Genomic DNA, 17,200 nt, shown 5'->3' with positions numbered 1-17,200 from the left:
TTTCGATTCTTTAAATCAACTTGTTATAACATAACATTATACGTAAACTTGCGTTATTGAGAAAAGAAAATTGAAACATTAAGCTGTGCGGTAATTTTGCAAAAACTGCTTCCGCAACACCTCAAAAATGCCACAGAAATATTTGCCGATGCTTGCGGTTTTATTTCAGACGGCCTGTTGCCGCCTGCTTCCTTCGGCTATAATCGGCTTTATTTTTCTGCTGGAAAGAACCGCAAAAATGTCCGATTTCCGTCAAGATTTCCTCAAATTCGCGCTTGAACAAAACGTTTTGAAGTTCGGCGAATTCACCACCAAAGCAGGCCGTCAGTCGCCTTATTTTTTTAATGCCGGTTTGTTTAACGACGGCGCGTCCACTTTAGCGTTGGCCAAATTCTATGCACAGGCGATTATCGAGAGCAAAGTCGAATTCGATATGCTGTTCGGCCCGGCCTACAAAGGCATTATTCTGGCGGCGGCCACCGCTATGATGCTGGCCGAAAACGGTGTGAACGTGCCGTTTGCCTACAACCGCAAAGAAGCGAAAGACCACGGCGAGGGCGGTGTGTTGGTGGGTGCGCCGCTCAAAGGCCGCGTGTTGATCATCGACGATGTGATTTCTGCCGGCACGTCGGTGCGCGAATCGGTTAAGTTGATTGAGGCGGAAGGCGCAACGCCCGCAGCCGTTGCGATTGCACTCGACCGCATGGAAAAAGGCACGGGCGAACTTTCCGCCGTACAGGAAGTGGAGCAGCAATACGGACTGCCGGTGGTGGCGATTGCCAACTTGCGCGATTTGTTGGCTCTGCTGGAAAACAACGCCGAATTCGGAGCTTATCTGGAGCCGGTACGCGCTTACCGCGAACGTTACGGCGTGGCTTGAAGTTGATACACGAAAAAACCGCTGATGCTATTTGCCACAGCGGTTTTTTATTTACATTCAATCAACTTATTTTTAATACGAGGTCAACGCCGTAGTCAAAGTTAAGCTGATTGACTATCTTACACGCCAACCGTAAAGGCCGAGACCTTTGTAAAACCCTCATCTGCGTCGCATTGCTGCGTTGTGCGCTGCCCGCTCGTTTGCCTATCTGTATGATATGTCTGCACTCGCTGTGCTGCTACGCCTTGAACTGCATCCGCATCTGAGGGTTTTACAAAGGTATCAGGCCGTCTGAAAAACAGGTTTTCAGACGGCCTTTATAATTAAAGCGTTATAAAACGGTTAATGTTTATACCACGCCTTGAGCCAACATGGCTTCTGCAACTTTCTTGAAGCCGGCGATGTTTGCACCGTTCACATAGTTTACATAGCCGCCGTCTTCGGTGCCGTTGGCCACGCAGTTTTCGTGGATGCTTTCCATGATGCCGAACAGACGTTGGTCGACTTCTTCGCGCGTCCAAGACAAGCGGATGTGGTTTTGGCTCATTTCCAAACCCGAAGTGGCTACGCCGCCCGCATTGGAAGCTTTACCCGGTGCGTAAAGGATTTTGGCTTGAACAAAGGCTTCGACCGCACCCAAAGTAGAAGGCATGTTGGCCCCTTCCGCCACGCAGAAGCAGCCGTTTGCCAAAAGGGTTTTGGCATCGCTTTCGTCCAATTCGTTTTGGGTGGCGCAAGGCAAGGCCACATCGCAAGCCACGCCCCACGGTTTTTGATCGGCAAAGTATTGCAAGCCTTGCTCTTGGGCATATACCGACAAACGCTCGCGGCGCACTTCTTTCAGTTCGATCAAGGCGGCCAGTTGGGCTTCGGTCATACCGCTGTCGGGGAAGAGTACAAAGCCGTTGGAGTCGGAAACGGTCAGCACTTTCGCACCCAATTGGATACATTTTTCAGCGGCGTATTGCGCTACATTGCCCGAACCGGAAATCAGCACTTTTTTGGCCGCCATGCTGTTACCTTTGGTTTTCAACATGCTGTCGGCGAAATAAACGGTGCCGTAGCCGGTGGCCTCGGGGCGGATCAGGCTGCCGCCGTATTGCAGACCTTTGCCGGTCAGCACGGAAGTGAATTCGTTGCTCAGTTTTTTGTATTGGCCGAACAAAAAGCCGATTTCGCGGCCGCCCACGCCGATATCGCCGGCGGGTACGTCGGTATCCGCACCGATGTGGCGGTAGAGTTCGCTCATAAAGGCTTGGCAGAAGCGCATCACTTCGCCGTCGCTCTTACCTTTGGGGTCGAAATCGGAACCGCCTTTGCCGCCGCCCATCGGCAGGGTGGTTAAGGCGTTTTTAAACACTTGTTCAAACGCGAGAAATTTCAATACGCCCAAATCTACGGTGGGGTGGAAACGCAGGCCGCCTTTGTAAGGGCCGATAGCGGAGTTCATTTGTACGCGGTAGCCGCGGTTGACTTGAACTTGGCCTTTATCGTCAACCCAAGATACGCGGAACATAATTACACGTTCGGGTTCTACGATACGCTCGAGCAGGCCGTGTTCGGTGTATTTGGGATTTTTTGCTAAAAACGGAGCAAGGCTGCCGAACACTTCTTCAACGGCTTGGTGGAACACGGGCTGGTTGGGATCGCGTTGCTTGATCTTTTCAAACAGGCTGTTCAGATTCGCTGACATCGTTGTTCTCCAAAAGTAGTGGTTTAAAAATGAAACGGTTAATAAATTTTATGGTTTGCTAATATAAACTTGTTCAGTTCGTTTGCCAAGAAAATTTTTGTAAAATTGTTGACATTATTTTTTTTGTATTTTTTATTTTTAGATGTTTTATCTAATTTATTTAATATATAAAGCATAAAATTTTATTTTTTAATAAAATATAAAAATTAAATGTTTATTTAAATAATGCAGATTTTTAAATTTATGTGATTTTTCAGAAAACGGATCGGAAGAAAAATACTCGGCTGTCCGGTTGCCATCAGGCAAAAACGGATTAAAAAACGCAGACCTTTGCCCCCGAATGTGGATGCGCTTGAAGACGCAGCAACACCGCAGTAAAAGTTGAGTGGATTGAGTATATATAGTTAATCCACTTAAATTTCATAACAAAACCGTCATACTCGGGCTTGACCCGAGTATCTCCCAAACTTGCCGAAACTCAAGATACTCGGGTCAAGCCCGAGTATGACGGTCGTACTATTTTTAAGTTTGATCCGCTATATACGCCGAATGCCGCTTGTTGCGGCAATATGAAGCATCTAAAATGGCGGGCGGACGGATTCGGTTTACCAAGGCTGAAAACTTTGCCCCTCTGCCGCAGATACAATTCAAAACGCAGCGGCGAACGGGTGCAGACATATCAAGCAGGCAGGCAAAGCATAATGCAGAAATCCACTTTCAGATGATGGGTTTGCAAAGAAGCATGAGGCCGTCTGAAACATTTTTTCGATATCAATTCAATTAAGGAGTCTCATGAAAGCCTATCTAGATTTAATGCGCCATGTGCTTGAACACGGCACCGACAAAGCCGACCGCACCGGCACCGGCACCCGCTCGGTGTTCGGGTATCAGATGCGCTTCGATTTGAGCGAAGGTTTTCCGCTCCTAACCACCAAAAAACTGCACTTGCGTTCGATTATTCACGAACTGCTGTGGTTTTTGAAAGGCGACACCAACATTCAATATTTGAAAGACAACAATGTGTCGATTTGGGACGAATGGGCCGATGAAAACGGCGATTTAGGCCCGGTATACGGTTATCAATGGCGTTCGTGGCCTGCTCCCGACGGTACGCATGTCGACCAAATAACCAATTTGGTCAAACAAATCAAAAACAATCCCGACAGCCGCCGCCTGATTGTGTCGGCTTGGAACCCCGCACTTGTTGATGAAATGGCTCTGCCGCCTTGCCACGCATTGTTTCAGTTTTATGTGGCCGACGGGAAACTGTCGTGCCAGCTTTACCAACGTAGTGCCGATATTTTCTTGGGCGTGCCGTTCAATATTGCCAGCTATGCCTTGTTAACCATGATGATGGCGCAGGTATGCGGCTTGCAGCCGGGCGAGTTTATCCATTCTTTCGGCGATGCCCATTTATACAGCAACCATTTCGAGCAGGCTAAGCTGCAACTGACCCGCGAACCGCGCCCGTTGCCGAAAATGAAATTGAACCCTGATGTGAAAGATGTGTTTGATTTTAAATTTGAAGATTTCGAACTGGTGGATTACGACCCGCATCCTCACATTAAAGCGGCGGTAGCGGTTTGATTTTGGATTACAGTTATCGCAAATAAACCAATTAACCGGCAAACCGAGATCTTCGCCCAACCCTAGGTGTACGATGCAGTTTGGGGAGGGTGGCTCCGCAAATGGTAAGTTTTCCACGGGTTCAGGTTTTTAGGAAGATGCCGGATATGGTTTCTTTTATATTTTCAAGGCCGTCTGAAATCATTCAGACGGCCTTGGTTTTACGGGGTTAACCGGTTAAGCGGCGGCTTATTCTTCCGCTGCCGGTTTGGTTGTGGCGCGCACATCGTTGCTTTTTTCTTTGTGCTTCAAAATGGCGCGGTCGAGTTTGTCCATCAGCACGTCAATGGCGGCATACATGTCGGATTCAACGGTTTCGACATGTAAATCTTTTCCGGCCAGATGTACATCTGCTTCTGCTTTGTTGTTCAACTTTTCTACCGAAAGGGTAATCGCCACCGAAATCACGTTGGCTGCGTGGCGGTTGATGCGCTCGAGCTTAGAAGTAACGTGGTTTTTGATGGCTTCGGTTACGTCGAAATTCAGGCCGGTAATTTTCAGATTCATGGCTTTACTCCTTCGTTGGGTTGGTGCCGCTTGCCGTACAAGGGGCAGGCGGCGGAAAAGGCGGGGTGCTGCATGTGTATCGTTGCGGCCGCCTGAAAACGGGCTTGGCGGGCTTGGCCGAAATCTTGTTCAACCCGCTTTCAGACGGCCTGTGAATCCGGTTTAGGGTTTACGTTGGTGCGCGCTCGGAATATTCAAGGCCTCACGGTATTTGGCTACGGTGCGCCGTGCGATGTCGATACCCTGTTGTTTGAGCAGGCTGCTTAAGGCTTCGTCCGAATAGGGTTTGAGCTTGTTTTCCCCTTCGATCAGCTGGGCAATCACGGCCTTAACTGCGCTTTGGCTCACGCCTTCTCCGTCTTCGGCGGATACGGCCTGCGTGAAAAAATAGCGTAACGCAAACACACCGCGCGGGCAAGACAAATATTTGTGGTTGACGGCACGGGATACGGTGCTTTCGGCCACGCCTAATTCGGAGGCGGCATCTTTAATCAGCATGGGGGTCAGGCCGATTTCGCCGAACACGAAAAAATCTTCCTGTTTTTCGACGATATATTCTGCCAGCCGCAGCACGGTGCTTTTGCGCAGTTCCAAACTGTCTATTTTTTGGCGTGCTTCGCTGAGTTTTTCTTTCCATTCGGGGCTGATTTCGCCCGCTTCTTTAAGCAGTTGGCAGTATTCGCTGTTGATCCGCACTTTCGGCCATGCCTGCTCGTTTCCGGCTACCGTCCAGCCGCTTTTGGTTTCTTTTACCCAAACGTCGGGCTGAACATAAGCGGTGGGTTCGGCCGAGGCAAATCCGTAGGCGGGATAAGGATTGAGTTTGCCGATCAGGTCTAAGGCCGTCTGAAGGGTTTCGGCATCGGCTTCGGGAAACTGTTTGCGGAAGCGGGCAATATTCTGCTGGCGGCTGCGCCCTAAGTCGTCCAAACCGATATGGATGATTCTGGCGGCCAGTTGGCGGGCGGGAGAAGCCGGTAGGCGCATAAGTTGGAGCATCAGCGATTCGGCCAGATTGGCTGCACCGACACCGGGTGGGTCGAAGGTTTGCAGCAGGTCGAGTGCTTCTTGGAGGTCGTTTTCTTCGAGCATCCATTCCAAAGGGGTATGGTCGAGAACATCGCTCAGGCTGTCGGTGAAGTAGCCTTGGTCATCAAGAAAATCAATCAGGATATGTACGCGGGCGGCTTCTTGCCCGCTCATGGGGTGTTCGCACACCTGTTTGTGCAAAAAGGCGTTGAAATCGTCTTCTTCGGCAATGGTCGCCCACACGTCTTCGGCATCTTCGCCGCCCACTTGTTTGCCTTTGGGCAGGGCGGCGGAAACTTGGGTAAATTCGTTGTCGCCGCTTTCGTCTTCGCTGCTTTCGGCACGTTCCAGCAGCGGGTTGTCTTGAAGCCAGTCGTCCACTTCGCGCTCAAGCTCCAAGCCCGACATTTGCAGTATGCGCAACGATTGTTGCAGATGCTGGTTGAGCTGCTGGGTTTGTTTGAGTTTTAGTCCGAGATTTTGGCTCATAGGGTTATCGGGTGAGTAAGTAAAGCGTTGTGTCCGAAACCGGCCTATCCCATATAGTCAGTCCACTTCACTTTTACTACGGCGTTGCTGCACCTTGGCTCGAAGAGAACGATTATGCAAGCCGCTGAAGTTCAACGGAATCGGTTTGGTACTGCCTTCGGTTTGCTGCCTGGTATTAAAAATGAAGTGGATGAACTATATGCCTTTGACCGGCTTGTGTATAAAGCGATACCTGACAGACCCTTTTATGAAACTGCCGCCCAACTGCCCTGCCCTCATTCGGGCGGTAAGCACGGCGTTCAAACGGTATCGGTATCTTTAATAATTAAAGTTTTCGCCCAAATAAACTGCCCTCACCTGCTCGTTGTTGACCAACTCTTGGGGATGGCCGGATGCCAGCACAGCGCCTTCACTGATGATGTAGGCGCGGTCGCAGATACGCAGGGTTTCTCGCACATTATGGTCGGTAATCAATACGCCGATGCCGCGTGTTTTGAGAAATTCGATGATTTTCTGAATATCGATCACGGCAATCGGGTCAACGCCTGCAAAGGGTTCGTCGAGCAGGATAAAGCGCGGCTGCATGGCGAGTACGCGGGCGATTTCGACGCGGCGGCGTTCTCCTCCCGAAAGCGACGGTGCGGGGTTGTTGCGCAGGCGTTCGATGTTGAGATCGGCCAGCAGTTTTTCCAACTCGCTATCGATCCGGTTTTTGTCTTTCAGGCTAATTTCCAAGATGGCGCGGATGTTTTGCTCTACCGTCATCTTGCGGAAAATCGAGGCTTCTTGCGGCAGGTAGCCCAATCCTAAGCGGGCGCGCTCGTGTATGGGCAGATGGCGGATTTCCTGTCCGTCGAGCATCACGCTGCCGGCATCGGCGGCAATCAGGCCCACTATCATATAAAAGCTGGTGGTTTTGCCTGCGCCGTTGGGGCCGAGCAGGCCGACGACTTCGCCGCTTTCGATGTCGAGCGAAAAGTTTTTAACGACTTGGCGTTTTTTGAAACTTTTTTGCAGGTTTTGTACGTTTAAGCGGCTTTGCTCGGTCATGGTATTGCTCTTAGGTTATGGTTACTATTGTAATCTGTTTTAAGGCCGTCTGAAACCGGTTTTTCAGACGGCCTTTATCTGCGGCTATTTTTTACCCGATTGGGCGGAAGAAGGCTGGATGATCACGGTTACGCGTTTGCCGCCTTTACCGCCTGCGGCTTTGCTGCCGTGCACGGTATAGACTTCGGTGCGGGTGTTATAAGTGATAGACGCGCCTTCGGCCAAGTCGCCGCCGCGCTGCACTCTGGCGTTACCGGTGAGTTTCACCACGCCGGTGGCGGAGGAATATTCGACGTTGTTGGCCTGCCCGTTAACCGTGCCTTTGCCGCCGTCGAGCGTTTGGCCGAAGCGCACGGGGCTGCCTGAAGCAGACATAAACTGCTCGCCTTTGTCGTTACGCGATACTTTCACGCTGCCGGCGCGGATATTCAGCGAGCCTTGTTTGATGATGACGTTGCCGCTGAAAGTGGTTACTTGGTTGGCCTGATCGAGCGAGCCTTGGTCGGCTTCGATCTGAATCGGCTGTTTGCTGTCGCTTTGCAGGGCGTAGGCGGGCGCGGTTACGGCCAGCACGGCCAAAATGGCGGCATTAAAGGTTTTTCGGGTCATAGATGATGGCTTTCACGCGTGAGGGCAGATTCAACAACCCTTTTTTATGGTCATAAACCAAGCCGTTGGCCGTGCCGTGCGACTCGCCGTAGCGGTATTCGACGGGGGCTTTGGTCTCGGCGGTTTCTGTTTGCGTATTTATGGTTAAGCTGGCGGTTTTCAAGACGGCGGACGGGCGTTGGGCTTCGGCGGATTTGGTCAGCAACACGTCTTGCTCAAACCGGACGATACGGGTTTCGGTGTTGTAGCGGGCCTCCCGGCTTTCAACCTTGTAAATCAGCCTGCCGCCGTTATACAGCGCAAGTTGCGGCCGTTCAAACACCACATCGTCGCTTTTGGGCAGCTGCCAGGCATATTCGGCACTGAGGTTTTCTTTCAGACGGCCTTGTTCGTCGAAACGCCTGCCGTCTATGCCTTCCATAGCGTATTGCGGTTCGTTGGGGTTTAACGCGGCCTCTTCGATATCCACTTGGCTGATTCGCCCCAACCAGGCGGAAAGACCGCCCAACCCCACGGCCAACACCAGCGGAAACATCCAGCCGTAACGCCATCTGCCGCTCATTTCACATACTCCTGTAACGCCGCCTCCAACGTGCCTTGAGCCTGCATAATCAGGTCGCACAATTCGCGCACCGCACCGTTGCCTGCGCTTTTTCGGGTAACGTAAGCGGCATGCTGCAAGGTAAACCAATGTGCTTCGGGCACGGCTACGGGCAGGCCGCAGCGCACCATCACGGGCAGATCGACCACGTCGTCGCCGATAAAGGCGCACTCGTGTTCTTCTACGCCCGCTTTTTCGCGCAAATCAGCATAGGCGGCGCGTTTGTCGTGTATGCCTTTATAGTAGTGGTTGATGCCGAGCTGTTGGACACGCACGCCCACCGATGGTGCGTCGCGGCCGGTAATAATGGCCGTCTGAACGCCGCCGGCCTGAAGCATTTTCAAACCGTGGCCGTCGAGCGTGTGGAACGATTTGATTTCTTCGCCGTTGTCGCGGATAAAAATGCGTCCGTCGGTCAGCACGCCGTCCACGTCCATAATCAACAGTTTGATTTTGGCGGCACGGGCTTGGATTTCGGGGGTAAGGTTGTGCATATCGGGTTTCTTTTAAATAGCTGTGGTTTTCAGACGGCCTGAAGCGGTTATTGTAGCACCATCGGGTTTAAGAGCCGTCTGAAAATGTAAACAGTGCAAACCATGCTATCCATCTGTATGAAACGAAGCTGTTATTTACTTTATTTTTCAGCACTCTTTGTTTTAAAAGATGTCAAATTCAGTAGCAGGCTAAACAAATATTTCAAACAGCTTCAACCGTATTTTCTTTTAATATCGCGCACATGTGCTTTGCGGCTTTCATATGTTGCCGAATATTTTTGGCTTTCTAAAATCCCACAAACCCTATCTAACTCTTGTTGGTTTAATATGGCCGTCTGAAAACCTTCTATATACATTTGAGCCTGACCGGGATAGCACACATTAGGTGGCATGTCGGTTTTAAATTCACACCCGCCTAAAAATACGATAACCGAATGAAATTTCTGTTCAGGTAAATCCAGTAGCTCCGACAAAGCCTTAATATGCGCATAATTCTGACGCAAAGGGTTTTGAAACGAGCTTTTCTTTTTATAAACAACTTGGGTCCATTTTGCTTGGCGCGCGCTGCCAAAAATCCAGCCTGAATAATTTTTTGTTTCTACTACAAAAATACCATAAGGTGAAACGTAAACATGGTCAATTTGCGTGCTTGTTCCGTTAAAAGGAATGATCAGGTCATGATAAGGACGGTAAAGGCTTTCATCGAGATGATTATCCAATCGGCTCCGGACAATTTTTTCGCCAAACCAGCCTTTAAATAATGGGCTTTTTAAAAAAGCCAATAACAATAAAAACGGAATAACCCACCAAACAGCCTGAATTGCGCTCCCCAATCCGCCAAAAAAGGCGTTAATAATCATATTTTCCATAAAGTAAGTCCCCTTAAAACTTTAATATTTAAATTTATGATACAAGTTATTTAAATTAATAATGTAACTATACAATCCTTGCTTTCAACATATCGTGCATATTCAGCGCACCGACCAAAACATCGCCTTCCTTCACCACCAACAGGCCGTTGATGTGGTGTTGCTGCATGTGTTTCAAGGCTTCGGTGGCGAGTTTGTCGGCAGTGATGGTTTTGGGGTTGGCGTGCATGATGTCGTTTACCGTCAAACCCGCGAAGTTGTCGCGCTGCTGGAACAGGCGGCGCAGGTCGCCATCGGTAAATACGCCTTTCAGACGGCCTTCTTCATCGGTAACGGCCAACATGCCCAAGCCTTTTTCACTCATACGCACGATGGCGTCTTTCAGCAACGTGCCGTCGGTCACAGCAGGCAGCGATTCGCCGCTGTGCATGATGTCGGACACGCGCAGCAGCAGCCGTTTGCCGAGGCTGCCGGCGGGGTGGCTGAGGGCAAAGTCGTCGGGCGTGAACTCGCGTGCTTTAAGCAACACCACGGCCAGAGCGTCGCCCAAAGCCATCACGGCCGTGGTGCTGGAAGTGGGTGCCAAACCGAGCGGGCAGGCTTCGTGCGATACGGAGGCGGTAATGTGGATATCGGCATGGCGCGCCATGGTGGAGCGGGGTTTGGCGGTGATGCAGATGAGCGTGATGTTTTTACGTTTGAGGGCGGGAATAATGGCGGTGATTTCGTCGCTTTCTCCCGAATTGGAAATCGCCAGCACCACATCGCCGTCGACAATCATACCCAAATCGCCGTGCGCGGCTTCGGCGGGGTGCACAAAAAAAGCCGGCGTGCCGGTAGAAGCCATGGTAGCGGCCATCTTGCGCCCGATATGCCCCGATTTGCCCATGCCCATAATCACCACACGGCCTTGGCAATGCAAAATGGTTTCGGCAGCTTCGGCGAAACTGCTGTCAAGTTCGGCGGAAATTTCGTTCAGACTTTCGGCTTCAATGCGCAATACGTCGCGCGCCCAATGCAGATATTGTGCTTGATTCGACATGTTTTGTTTTCCCGTGGGGCTATCCAAACCCACCGATTCGGGTTAGGATTTGCACTTTAGTATAAATAACAAGGATTTCAGAGATGACTATTTTATCGGACGTTAAAGCATTAGGCCAACAAATCTGGCTCGACAACTTATCGCGCTCGCTGATTCAAAGCGGCGAGCTGGCCGAAATGCTGCAAAAAGGCGTATGCGGCGTCACCTCCAACCCCGCCATCTTCCAAAAAGCCTTTGCGGGCGACCCCCTGTATGCAGACGAAATTGCCGCGCTCAAACAACAAGACCTCACCCCCAAACAACGCTACGAAACCCTCGCCATTGCCGACGTGCAGGCCGCTTGCGACGTGTGCCTGCCCGAATTTGAACAAAGCGGCGGCAAAACCGGTTTTGTCAGCCTCGAAGTTGCCCCCGACTTATCGCACGATGCAGAAGGCACGGTAGCCGAAGCCAAACGCCTGCATGCCGCCATCAACCGCCCCAACGTAATGATCAAAGTGCCCACCACCGATGCAGGCGTAGCCGCATTGGAGCAGTTGGTTTCAGACGGCATCAGCATCAACCTGACCCTGCTGTTCTCGCGCAAACAAACCCTGAAAGCCTATGCAGCCTATGTGAAAGGCATTGAAGGCCGTCTGAAAGCAGGCAAGCCGGTTGACCATATCCAAGTAGTGGCCAGCTTCTTTATTTCGCGTATCGACAACGCGCTGGATGCCACCCTGCCCGAACATCTGCAAGGCAAAACCGCCATTGCGCTCGCCAAAGCCGCTTATCAGGATTGGCAGGATTTCTTCGGCGGCGAACCGTTTGCCGCACTGAAAGCACAAGGTGCCAACCCCGTGCAGCTTTTGTGGGCATCCACCGGCGTGAAAAACCCCGCTTACCCCGACACATTGTATGTGGACAGCTTAATCGGCCCCAACACCGTCAACACCGTGCCCGATGCCACCTTAAAAGCCTTTATCGACCACGGCACGGCCAAACCGACCCTTACCGAAGGCACTGCGGAAGCAGCGGCGCAACTGGCCGAAGTGGAAAAACTGGGCATCGACGTAGAAGCTCTCGCCACCCGCTTGCAGGAAGACGGTTTGAAACAGTTTGAAGACGCATTTGAAAAACTGCTGGAACCGTTGGCATAAGGCCGTCTGAAAGTATTAAAGATTCGGAAGATTCAATTATAACGGGGCCGTCTGAAAAGATTTTTCAGACGGCTCCGTTATGATCGGATTAAGATTTTTTCGCAAACAAAACAATACGGTTGCCGCCGTGATACCTGCCGTTAATCAGAATCTGGCAGGCCATCCCGCACAAATGCCACGCACTGCCGATTTTGACGGTAATACGGACACCGTTTTCTTCAAACTCAAGCCATTGCCCCATCATAGAAGAAAGTTTGATAGAACCGATCGGAACATCGCGCCTGTAAACCGTTTGGCCGTTAATGCAAACCGTTTCACCCATGCGCTCCAAGTTCCAAAAATTGCACACTTCGATTTTTATGCCTTCATATTCGCTTTGCCAAACTTTCTCAAAAGTTTTCACAGTTCCATTTCCAATCCAAACAAATAACTAACCGCCCACATCATTAACTTCTATAAAATAGGCCTGACGCAAATTGATTTTCAAGCCTTCTTCAGCCTGAATCACCTTTACACTTTTCTCAGCCAACTGTTTCAAAGCTATTTTTGCAAAGTCTGCTACATCCTCGCGGTTCAGCAATAAAATATCGGCAAACAAAAACCTGCCCTGATTGGCTTTGTAAACACACCGGAAAAAATCCATGCCCTTATCTGTAATAACAGCTTCTCTTTCATCAATACGCCGCGTGTAGAAATGGCTTTCATTAAATCGGAAATAAATATTCAAGCTGGGCTTTTCTTCAATCAAAGAAAAAGATTCACCCCTTGTTTGAGTTAGAACAGAGCAAGGATTTTTCGTGATGATTAAGTAGCCGAAAGACATCAGGTTTTCAATCCAATCTATATTTGCTTGCTATGTGAAGTAATAACATAGCGTTTGCCGAAATCAATATAAAAATCCTGTTGCCGCATATTGCCTGCCAAAATGCTGACTTCGGGCAGGTGTTCGAACATTTCTGCATAGGCAAATGATACAGGCTGATGATTTTCCGCCAAGTGCAACAACACGTTGCGTATTTCATTGGAAAGCCATTCAGCAGATTTAAACGGGCATTTATTGTGTAATGCCTGTTTTGCGTATAGGTTAAACACGCGCGGGTTATTTTGGTGCGTTATCACACCCTCGGGAGTGATAAAACAGGGTTGTAGAAGATCGTCTTGCTGATTAACCGTTTTTCGATAATGCACGCGATCAGAATGCTGGATTTCACGATAAAAACGTAGTTTTTTCAACAGCCCGATGTTTGGATTGCTGTTGAGGCATACCACTTCAAAAAACATTATCCTGCCTTTTTTCTCTTTAAATAAATGTAAGAGATAGATAAATTCATACCTCTTACATCACATTTAACCTATTGAAATTTATAAATATCTATTACCACAAAAGCATGGCCTTTGTGTTTTTGGCTTATATTTTGAAAGTACGAATAATGACCTCAAGCCGTGTTTTTGAAGCTGATATTAATAAATTGCCATGATTATTGGGGATCTTCGTAACTAAACTATTCTCTCGGATACAAATATCCTACCTAGACTTGTTTACTTTATCAGTTTAGTGATCTTATATAAAAAAATTAATAAAAACAAAATATAAAAAATAAAAAATAATAATTCATTCGTTGTAAGTTGTGATTCTTGTATTTCATAGGCAAACCAAGATAAAAATACCAAATGCAATAAAATATATAGATTATTTTTATATCCTATAATATTTACTAATTTAGTATTTTTCAGCCATGACAAAACCACCATTACAGTTATGGTAAAAATAAGTATTTTCATATTTTTTCAAAAAAAAATAAATGTTAAATGTTGCCATTTGAACCATAAATCAAATGGCAACATTTTTTGTGTATATCTATCTAAAACGAATATCTCTACCTCTGTATCTGAAATGACCGCTCCCATAAAGCCTCTGACAGTATTAGCAAAAACCCCTTCTGTCTCCTCCATCTCCTGAGCAGAATGCTTGCCTAAGTGCATCGGCTGTACGGTTTCGCTGGGGAATACCTGTGCTTCAAATACTTGATTATCTATATTTTGAGCCATTCTCGGTATACGGCCAACATCGATAAAACCATCAGTATCAGCAATCGTAGGTTGTGCGGAAACACGATATTTCAGACGGCCTCAAACTTGTTGGGTTTTCAAGCAAACCTACGCTTGCCGTTTCTTCTAATCCTTAAATCTGATTTCCATAGAATCTTGCAGCAGAAAATATTTATCAAATTGGGCAATAGGCACAGTGTATTTTGCCATCGACTCAAGCGCCGTATCATCATGAATCAAGCGTAATACAAATTTACCTAAACAATACGCTTCTTTAACGATGGAGATCAGCTCTGAAGAAGGGGTGTTTCCTCCTGATAAGCAGACTTTATTTTTCTTTGCTTCTCGAACAGCTTTATCAAAATTTTTAGGGTTATCAGAACGAAAAAGATATGTTCTGTCGGATAGGATAATAGCTTGATCCGTGAGTTGTTGATAGTTGTCGTATACAAGCATATTTTTTGCAAAAAAAAAACAGCTCCTGCTTGAGAAGGTCTGATAATTTTGGAATCAGGCCAACGTTTTCTTTTAAAAAAGCAGATCAATTCCTTATCATTTTCTGATACTTCAAATTCAATAATCATGTTTATTTATTCGTGCTAACGATTAGCATATGTTTGAGTAATATATCTGACATATCTATTTTAAAATTTATTTAAAATTTCTAGTCAGTCGGCGGCCATAAATATATGGGCGCGGGAGCTGCTGAGATTATGATTCGGTTTTGCAGCTTGGAAATGTGAATCATTAACTGGGCTATTTGCATGACTGCTCAGGCCGTATACCTTGTTGCTACAAAGACATCTGCTGAAGAAAGATACCCTAAAGCAACCAAAGGCGCAAAAGCCGAGGCATTTTATACACCTAACTAATAGTAATTATCAATATTGTTTACGGAACAGGTAGCAAAAATTATAATGCCGAAATATCAACCATTTGGACAAAATTATGCCAACCCAAATCAGTTTACGCGTTATTCCTGCTTTACTGCTCGTTACCTTTCCTTTCGGCCTACACGCAGAAACGTCGGGCGGGGTATCCGATACTTATTCTGCCGTTTTGCCTACCGTTCAGGTTGTCGGGCAATCCGACACCAATATCCTTAAGGGCTACGTCAATTACGATGAAGCCGCGGCTACCCGCAACGGGCAGCCGGTGAAAGAAATTCCGCAAAGCATCGATATTCTTAACATTCAAAAAAACAAAAACTACGGCACCAATGATTTGAGTTCGATTCTCGAAGGCAATGCCGGTATTGATGCCGCGTATGATATGCGCGGCGAAAGCCTGTTTTTGCGCGGTTTTCAAGCCGACGGCAATGATATTTACCGAGACGGCGTGCGCGAAAGCGGGCAGGTGCGCCGCAGCACGGCAAATATTGAGCGGGTGGAAATTCTCAAAGGCCCTGCATCGGTGCTTTACGGTCGCACCAACGGCGGCGGCATCATCAACATGGTCAGCAGATATGCCAACTTCAAACAAAACCGCACGGTAGGCGCGGCTTACGGCTCTTATGCCGCGCGCAGCCTGAATCTGGATATCAATGAAGTGCTGAACGAAAATGTTGCCGTCCGCTTGAACGGCGAAATCGGTAAAGCCAACTCTTTCCGTTCGGGCATCGACAGCAAAAACGCCATGCTTTCCCCCAGCGTTACGTTAAAACTCGACAATGGTTTGAAGTGGACGGGCCAATATACTTACGATCGTGCAGACCGCACGCCCGACCGCAGCCCTTCGCGCACGATTTATGAAAAAGCGGGGATTTCGCACCGCCAAGGATTTGCCCACCCTAACGATTTTGTACAAGACAAACTGCAAATATGGCGCTCCAACCTCGAATATGCCTTCAACCCCAACTGGCATCTGCAATGGCAGCTTGCCCACCGCCGCGCTTCGCAGGATTTCGACCATTTCTACGGCGGCACGCTTGACGAAGCAACAGGCCGTCTGAAACGCAATTACGCATGGCAGCAAACCGAGAACAAAACTTTGTCGAGCAGCACCACCCTCAACGGTGATTTTAAAATCGGCCTTTTCGACAACCACTTAACCGTCGGCTTCGACGTTTCGCGCGAAGAGCGCAACCCCAAACTGGGCTATTCGCGCACGTTTACCAAAGAAGTTGATCCGCACAATCCGTTATCGTGGCCGCCTTCCGGCCGCCTGCTGCCCTTATCTACCAACAACCGCCACAAAGCCGATTCATACGGCCTGTTTGTACAAAACATTTTTTCCGTTACCCCCGATATCAAACTGGTGGCGGGCGGCCGTTACGACAGCTATAAAATCAACAGCAGTTTTATCGACAACAGCAGCCACCGCTACCGCAACCACACGTTCAGCCCCAATTTGGGTGCCGTTTGGAACCTTACTCCCGCCCACACCCTTTACGCAGGCTACAACAAGGGCTTTTCGCCGCTGGGCGGGCGCACTTATCTGGGGTTGAGTTCGGCAGACGAAAAAGCCAATTCCAATATTTCTCCCGAATTTTCCAAACAATACGAAGCGGGCATCAAAAGTTCTTGGCTCGACAACCGCCTGAGCACCACCTTGGCGGCTTATCAAATCGAACGCTACAACATCCGCTACCGGCCCGACCCCGTCAATTCGCCTTACAGTTGGGCGGTTAGCGGCAAGCACCGTTCGCGCGGCGTTGAACTGGGTGCGCTCGGCCAAATCGCCCCCAAATGGTATCTGCGCGGTTCAATCGGCGTCATGCAGGCCAAAGTGGTTGAAGACACGCAAAACCCGCAGCGGGTCGGCCGCCATTTGAACAACACCAGCAACATCACCGGCAATCTGTTCGTGCGCTACACCCCCACGCAAAACTTCTACGGCGAACTCGGCGTTACCGGCACCGGCAGACGCTACTACTATGCCAACAACACCGAGGCCCATATCCCCGGTTTCGCCCGAGTTGATGCGCTGGCAGGCTGGAACCGCAAAAACCTCAATTTCACACTGGCTGTTAACAATCTGCTCAACCAGAAATACTGGCGTTCCGATGCCATGCCCGGTGCACCGCGCGGCGTAACGGCACGGGTGAATTACCGCTTTTAAGGCTCGAACGCCAACCGGCAACATGCCCTAAGCCTTATCATTCAGGCCGTCTGAAAGCAAAGC

20 protein-coding genes are annotated in these 17,200 nt (G+C 49.0%); 6 read left to right on the top strand and 14 right to left on the bottom strand.

The window, feature by feature from the left end:
- Nucleotides 1–238: 238 nt before the first annotated feature.
- Nucleotides 239–880, top strand: a complete 642-nt coding sequence (gene pyrE, locus LVJ88_RS01480; protein WP_085356016.1) for an orotate phosphoribosyltransferase — start codon at nucleotides 239–241, stop codon at nucleotides 878–880.
- Between the two features lie 163 nt (nucleotides 881–1,043).
- A complete protein-coding gene (locus LVJ88_RS01475) occupies nucleotides 1,044–1,175 on the top strand; it encodes a lipoprotein signal peptidase (protein WP_085418745.1) in 132 nt (43 codons plus the stop codon).
- A 54-nt stretch (nucleotides 1,176–1,229) separates the two neighbouring features.
- Here LVJ88_RS01475 and gdhA read toward each other — a convergent pair whose 3' ends face one another.
- Nucleotides 1,230–2,573, bottom strand: a complete 1,344-nt coding sequence (gene gdhA / locus LVJ88_RS01470) for an NADP-specific glutamate dehydrogenase (protein WP_054600448.1) — start codon at nucleotides 2,571–2,573, stop codon at nucleotides 1,230–1,232.
- Between the two features lie 792 nt (nucleotides 2,574–3,365).
- Here gdhA and LVJ88_RS01465 point away from each other — a divergent pair.
- Nucleotides 3,366–4,160 (top strand): thymidylate synthase, encoded by a 795-nt coding sequence (locus tag LVJ88_RS01465; protein ID WP_085418743.1) that lies wholly within the window; start codon nucleotides 3,366–3,368, stop codon nucleotides 4,158–4,160.
- Between the two features lie 228 nt (nucleotides 4,161–4,388).
- Here the strand turns inward: LVJ88_RS01465 and hpf are convergent, their stop codons facing one another.
- Nucleotides 4,389–4,706, bottom strand: coding sequence for a ribosome hibernation-promoting factor, HPF/YfiA family (gene hpf / locus LVJ88_RS01460; RefSeq protein WP_054600557.1), 318 nt, complete (start codon nucleotides 4,704–4,706; stop codon nucleotides 4,389–4,391).
- Between the two features lie 23 nt (nucleotides 4,707–4,729).
- Between hpf and LVJ88_RS12520 the strand changes: the two genes are divergently transcribed.
- Nucleotides 4,730–4,861 (top strand): hypothetical protein, encoded by a 132-nt coding sequence (locus LVJ88_RS12520; protein WP_269844507.1) that lies wholly within the window; start codon nucleotides 4,730–4,732, stop codon nucleotides 4,859–4,861.
- A 7-nt stretch (nucleotides 4,862–4,868) separates the two neighbouring features.
- Here LVJ88_RS12520 and rpoN read toward each other — a convergent pair whose 3' ends face one another.
- From rpoN to LVJ88_RS01425, 7 genes are all read right to left on the bottom strand, one after another.
- Nucleotides 4,869–6,224 carry an RNA polymerase factor sigma-54 gene (rpoN, locus tag LVJ88_RS01455; protein ID WP_085360847.1) on the bottom strand — a complete coding sequence of 452 codons (1,356 nt, stop codon included), beginning with the start codon at nucleotides 6,222–6,224 and terminating at the stop codon, nucleotides 4,869–4,871.
- A 318-nt stretch (nucleotides 6,225–6,542) separates the two neighbouring features.
- Complete coding sequence (gene lptB / locus LVJ88_RS01450; protein ID WP_054600555.1) at nucleotides 6,543–7,274, bottom strand: LPS export ABC transporter ATP-binding protein; 732 nt, start codon at nucleotides 7,272–7,274, stop codon at nucleotides 6,543–6,545.
- Between the two features lie 84 nt (nucleotides 7,275–7,358).
- Complete coding sequence (gene lptA, locus LVJ88_RS01445) at nucleotides 7,359–7,883, bottom strand: lipopolysaccharide transport periplasmic protein LptA (RefSeq protein ID WP_085355962.1); 525 nt, start codon at nucleotides 7,881–7,883, stop codon at nucleotides 7,359–7,361.
- A complete protein-coding gene (gene lptC / locus LVJ88_RS01440) occupies nucleotides 7,864–8,445 on the bottom strand; it encodes an LPS export ABC transporter periplasmic protein LptC (RefSeq protein ID WP_085418742.1) in 582 nt (193 codons plus the stop codon). The genes lptA and lptC overlap by 20 nt, the downstream gene beginning before the upstream one ends.
- Nucleotides 8,442–8,978, bottom strand: coding sequence for a KdsC family phosphatase (locus tag LVJ88_RS01435; protein WP_054600552.1), 537 nt, complete (start codon nucleotides 8,976–8,978; stop codon nucleotides 8,442–8,444). The genes lptC and LVJ88_RS01435 overlap by 4 nt, the downstream gene beginning before the upstream one ends.
- 212 nt (nucleotides 8,979–9,190) lie before the next feature.
- Complete coding sequence (locus LVJ88_RS01430; protein ID WP_085418741.1) at nucleotides 9,191–9,847, bottom strand: nuclease-related domain-containing protein; 657 nt, start codon at nucleotides 9,845–9,847, stop codon at nucleotides 9,191–9,193.
- Nucleotides 9,848–9,914: 67 nt separating this feature from the next.
- Nucleotides 9,915–10,889 (bottom strand): KpsF/GutQ family sugar-phosphate isomerase, encoded by a 975-nt coding sequence (locus LVJ88_RS01425; RefSeq protein WP_085418740.1) that lies wholly within the window; start codon nucleotides 10,887–10,889, stop codon nucleotides 9,915–9,917.
- A gap of 83 nt (nucleotides 10,890–10,972) precedes the next feature.
- Between LVJ88_RS01425 and tal the strand changes: the two genes are divergently transcribed.
- On the top strand, nucleotides 10,973–12,028 hold the full coding sequence (gene tal / locus LVJ88_RS01420; RefSeq protein ID WP_085418739.1) for a transaldolase: 1,056 nt from the start codon (nucleotides 10,973–10,975) through the stop codon (nucleotides 12,026–12,028).
- Between the two features lie 88 nt (nucleotides 12,029–12,116).
- Here the strand turns inward: tal and LVJ88_RS01415 are convergent, their stop codons facing one another.
- The 5 genes from LVJ88_RS01415 to LVJ88_RS01395 form a co-directional block, all read right to left on the bottom strand.
- Nucleotides 12,117–12,431 (bottom strand): hypothetical protein, encoded by a 315-nt coding sequence (locus LVJ88_RS01415; protein ID WP_085418738.1) that lies wholly within the window; start codon nucleotides 12,429–12,431, stop codon nucleotides 12,117–12,119.
- A 27-nt stretch (nucleotides 12,432–12,458) separates the two neighbouring features.
- Nucleotides 12,459–12,851 carry a hypothetical protein gene (locus LVJ88_RS01410; protein ID WP_085418737.1) on the bottom strand — a complete coding sequence of 131 codons (393 nt, stop codon included), beginning with the start codon at nucleotides 12,849–12,851 and terminating at the stop codon, nucleotides 12,459–12,461.
- Between the two features lie 17 nt (nucleotides 12,852–12,868).
- Nucleotides 12,869–13,309 (bottom strand): hypothetical protein, encoded by a 441-nt coding sequence (locus tag LVJ88_RS01405; protein ID WP_085418736.1) that lies wholly within the window; start codon nucleotides 13,307–13,309, stop codon nucleotides 12,869–12,871.
- Nucleotides 13,310–13,816: 507 nt separating this feature from the next.
- Nucleotides 13,817–14,077, bottom strand: coding sequence for a hypothetical protein (locus tag LVJ88_RS01400; protein WP_085418734.1), 261 nt, complete (start codon nucleotides 14,075–14,077; stop codon nucleotides 13,817–13,819).
- A 126-nt stretch (nucleotides 14,078–14,203) separates the two neighbouring features.
- The gene (locus LVJ88_RS01395) at nucleotides 14,204–14,533 is read right to left on the bottom strand and encodes a hypothetical protein (protein WP_085418733.1); all 330 of its coding nucleotides are present in this window, start codon (nucleotides 14,531–14,533) and stop codon (nucleotides 14,204–14,206) included.
- Between the two features lie 492 nt (nucleotides 14,534–15,025).
- Here LVJ88_RS01395 and LVJ88_RS01390 point away from each other — a divergent pair, with 492 nt between their 5' ends.
- Nucleotides 15,026–17,137, top strand: a complete 2,112-nt coding sequence (locus tag LVJ88_RS01390; protein WP_085418732.1) for a TonB-dependent receptor — start codon at nucleotides 15,026–15,028, stop codon at nucleotides 17,135–17,137.
- The last annotated feature ends 63 nt before the right edge of the window (nucleotides 17,138–17,200 follow it).

This window comes from Neisseria dumasiana (assembly GCF_022870885.1).
In the GTDB taxonomy this organism is placed as follows: Bacteria; Pseudomonadota; Gammaproteobacteria; order Burkholderiales; family Neisseriaceae; genus Neisseria; species Neisseria dumasiana.
The sequence above is the reverse complement of the archived record's forward strand: the minus strand, read 5'-3'. Positions and strand labels throughout refer to the sequence as shown.

Bases quoted from the DNA above. Each gene is read 5' to 3' on its own strand.
- pyrE (WP_085356016.1), top strand. From the start codon at position 239: ATGTCCGATTTCCGTCAAGATTTCCTCAAATTCGCGCTTGAACAAAAC.
- gdhA (WP_054600448.1), bottom strand. From the start codon at position 2,573: ATGTCAGCGAATCTGAACAGCCTGTTTGAAAAGATCAAGCAACGCGAT.
- LVJ88_RS01465 (WP_085418743.1), top strand. From the start codon at position 3,366: ATGAAAGCCTATCTAGATTTAATGCGCCATGTGCTTGAACACGGCACC.
- hpf (WP_054600557.1), bottom strand. From the start codon at position 4,706: ATGAATCTGAAAATTACCGGCCTGAATTTCGACGTAACCGAAGCCATC.
- rpoN (WP_085360847.1), bottom strand. From the start codon at position 6,224: ATGAGCCAAAATCTCGGACTAAAACTCAAACAAACCCAGCAGCTCAAC.
- lptB (WP_054600555.1), bottom strand. From the start codon at position 7,274: ATGACCGAGCAAAGCCGCTTAAACGTACAAAACCTGCAAAAAAGTTTC.
- lptA (WP_085355962.1), bottom strand. From the start codon at position 7,883: ATGACCCGAAAAACCTTTAATGCCGCCATTTTGGCCGTGCTGGCCGTA.
- lptC (WP_085418742.1), bottom strand. From the start codon at position 8,445: ATGAGCGGCAGATGGCGTTACGGCTGGATGTTTCCGCTGGTGTTGGCC.
- LVJ88_RS01435 (WP_054600552.1), bottom strand. From the start codon at position 8,978: ATGCACAACCTTACCCCCGAAATCCAAGCCCGTGCCGCCAAAATCAAA.
- LVJ88_RS01430 (WP_085418741.1), bottom strand. From the start codon at position 9,847: ATGGAAAATATGATTATTAACGCCTTTTTTGGCGGATTGGGGAGCGCA.
- LVJ88_RS01425 (WP_085418740.1), bottom strand. From the start codon at position 10,889: ATGTCGAATCAAGCACAATATCTGCATTGGGCGCGCGACGTATTGCGC.
- tal (WP_085418739.1), top strand. From the start codon at position 10,973: ATGACTATTTTATCGGACGTTAAAGCATTAGGCCAACAAATCTGGCTC.
- LVJ88_RS01410 (WP_085418737.1), bottom strand. From the start codon at position 12,851: ATGTCTTTCGGCTACTTAATCATCACGAAAAATCCTTGCTCTGTTCTA.
- LVJ88_RS01405 (WP_085418736.1), bottom strand. From the start codon at position 13,309: ATGTTTTTTGAAGTGGTATGCCTCAACAGCAATCCAAACATCGGGCTG.
- LVJ88_RS01400 (WP_085418734.1), bottom strand. From the start codon at position 14,077: ATGGCTCAAAATATAGATAATCAAGTATTTGAAGCACAGGTATTCCCC.
- LVJ88_RS01395 (WP_085418733.1), bottom strand. From the start codon at position 14,533: ATGCTTGTATACGACAACTATCAACAACTCACGGATCAAGCTATTATC.
- LVJ88_RS01390 (WP_085418732.1), top strand. From the start codon at position 15,026: ATGCCAACCCAAATCAGTTTACGCGTTATTCCTGCTTTACTGCTCGTT.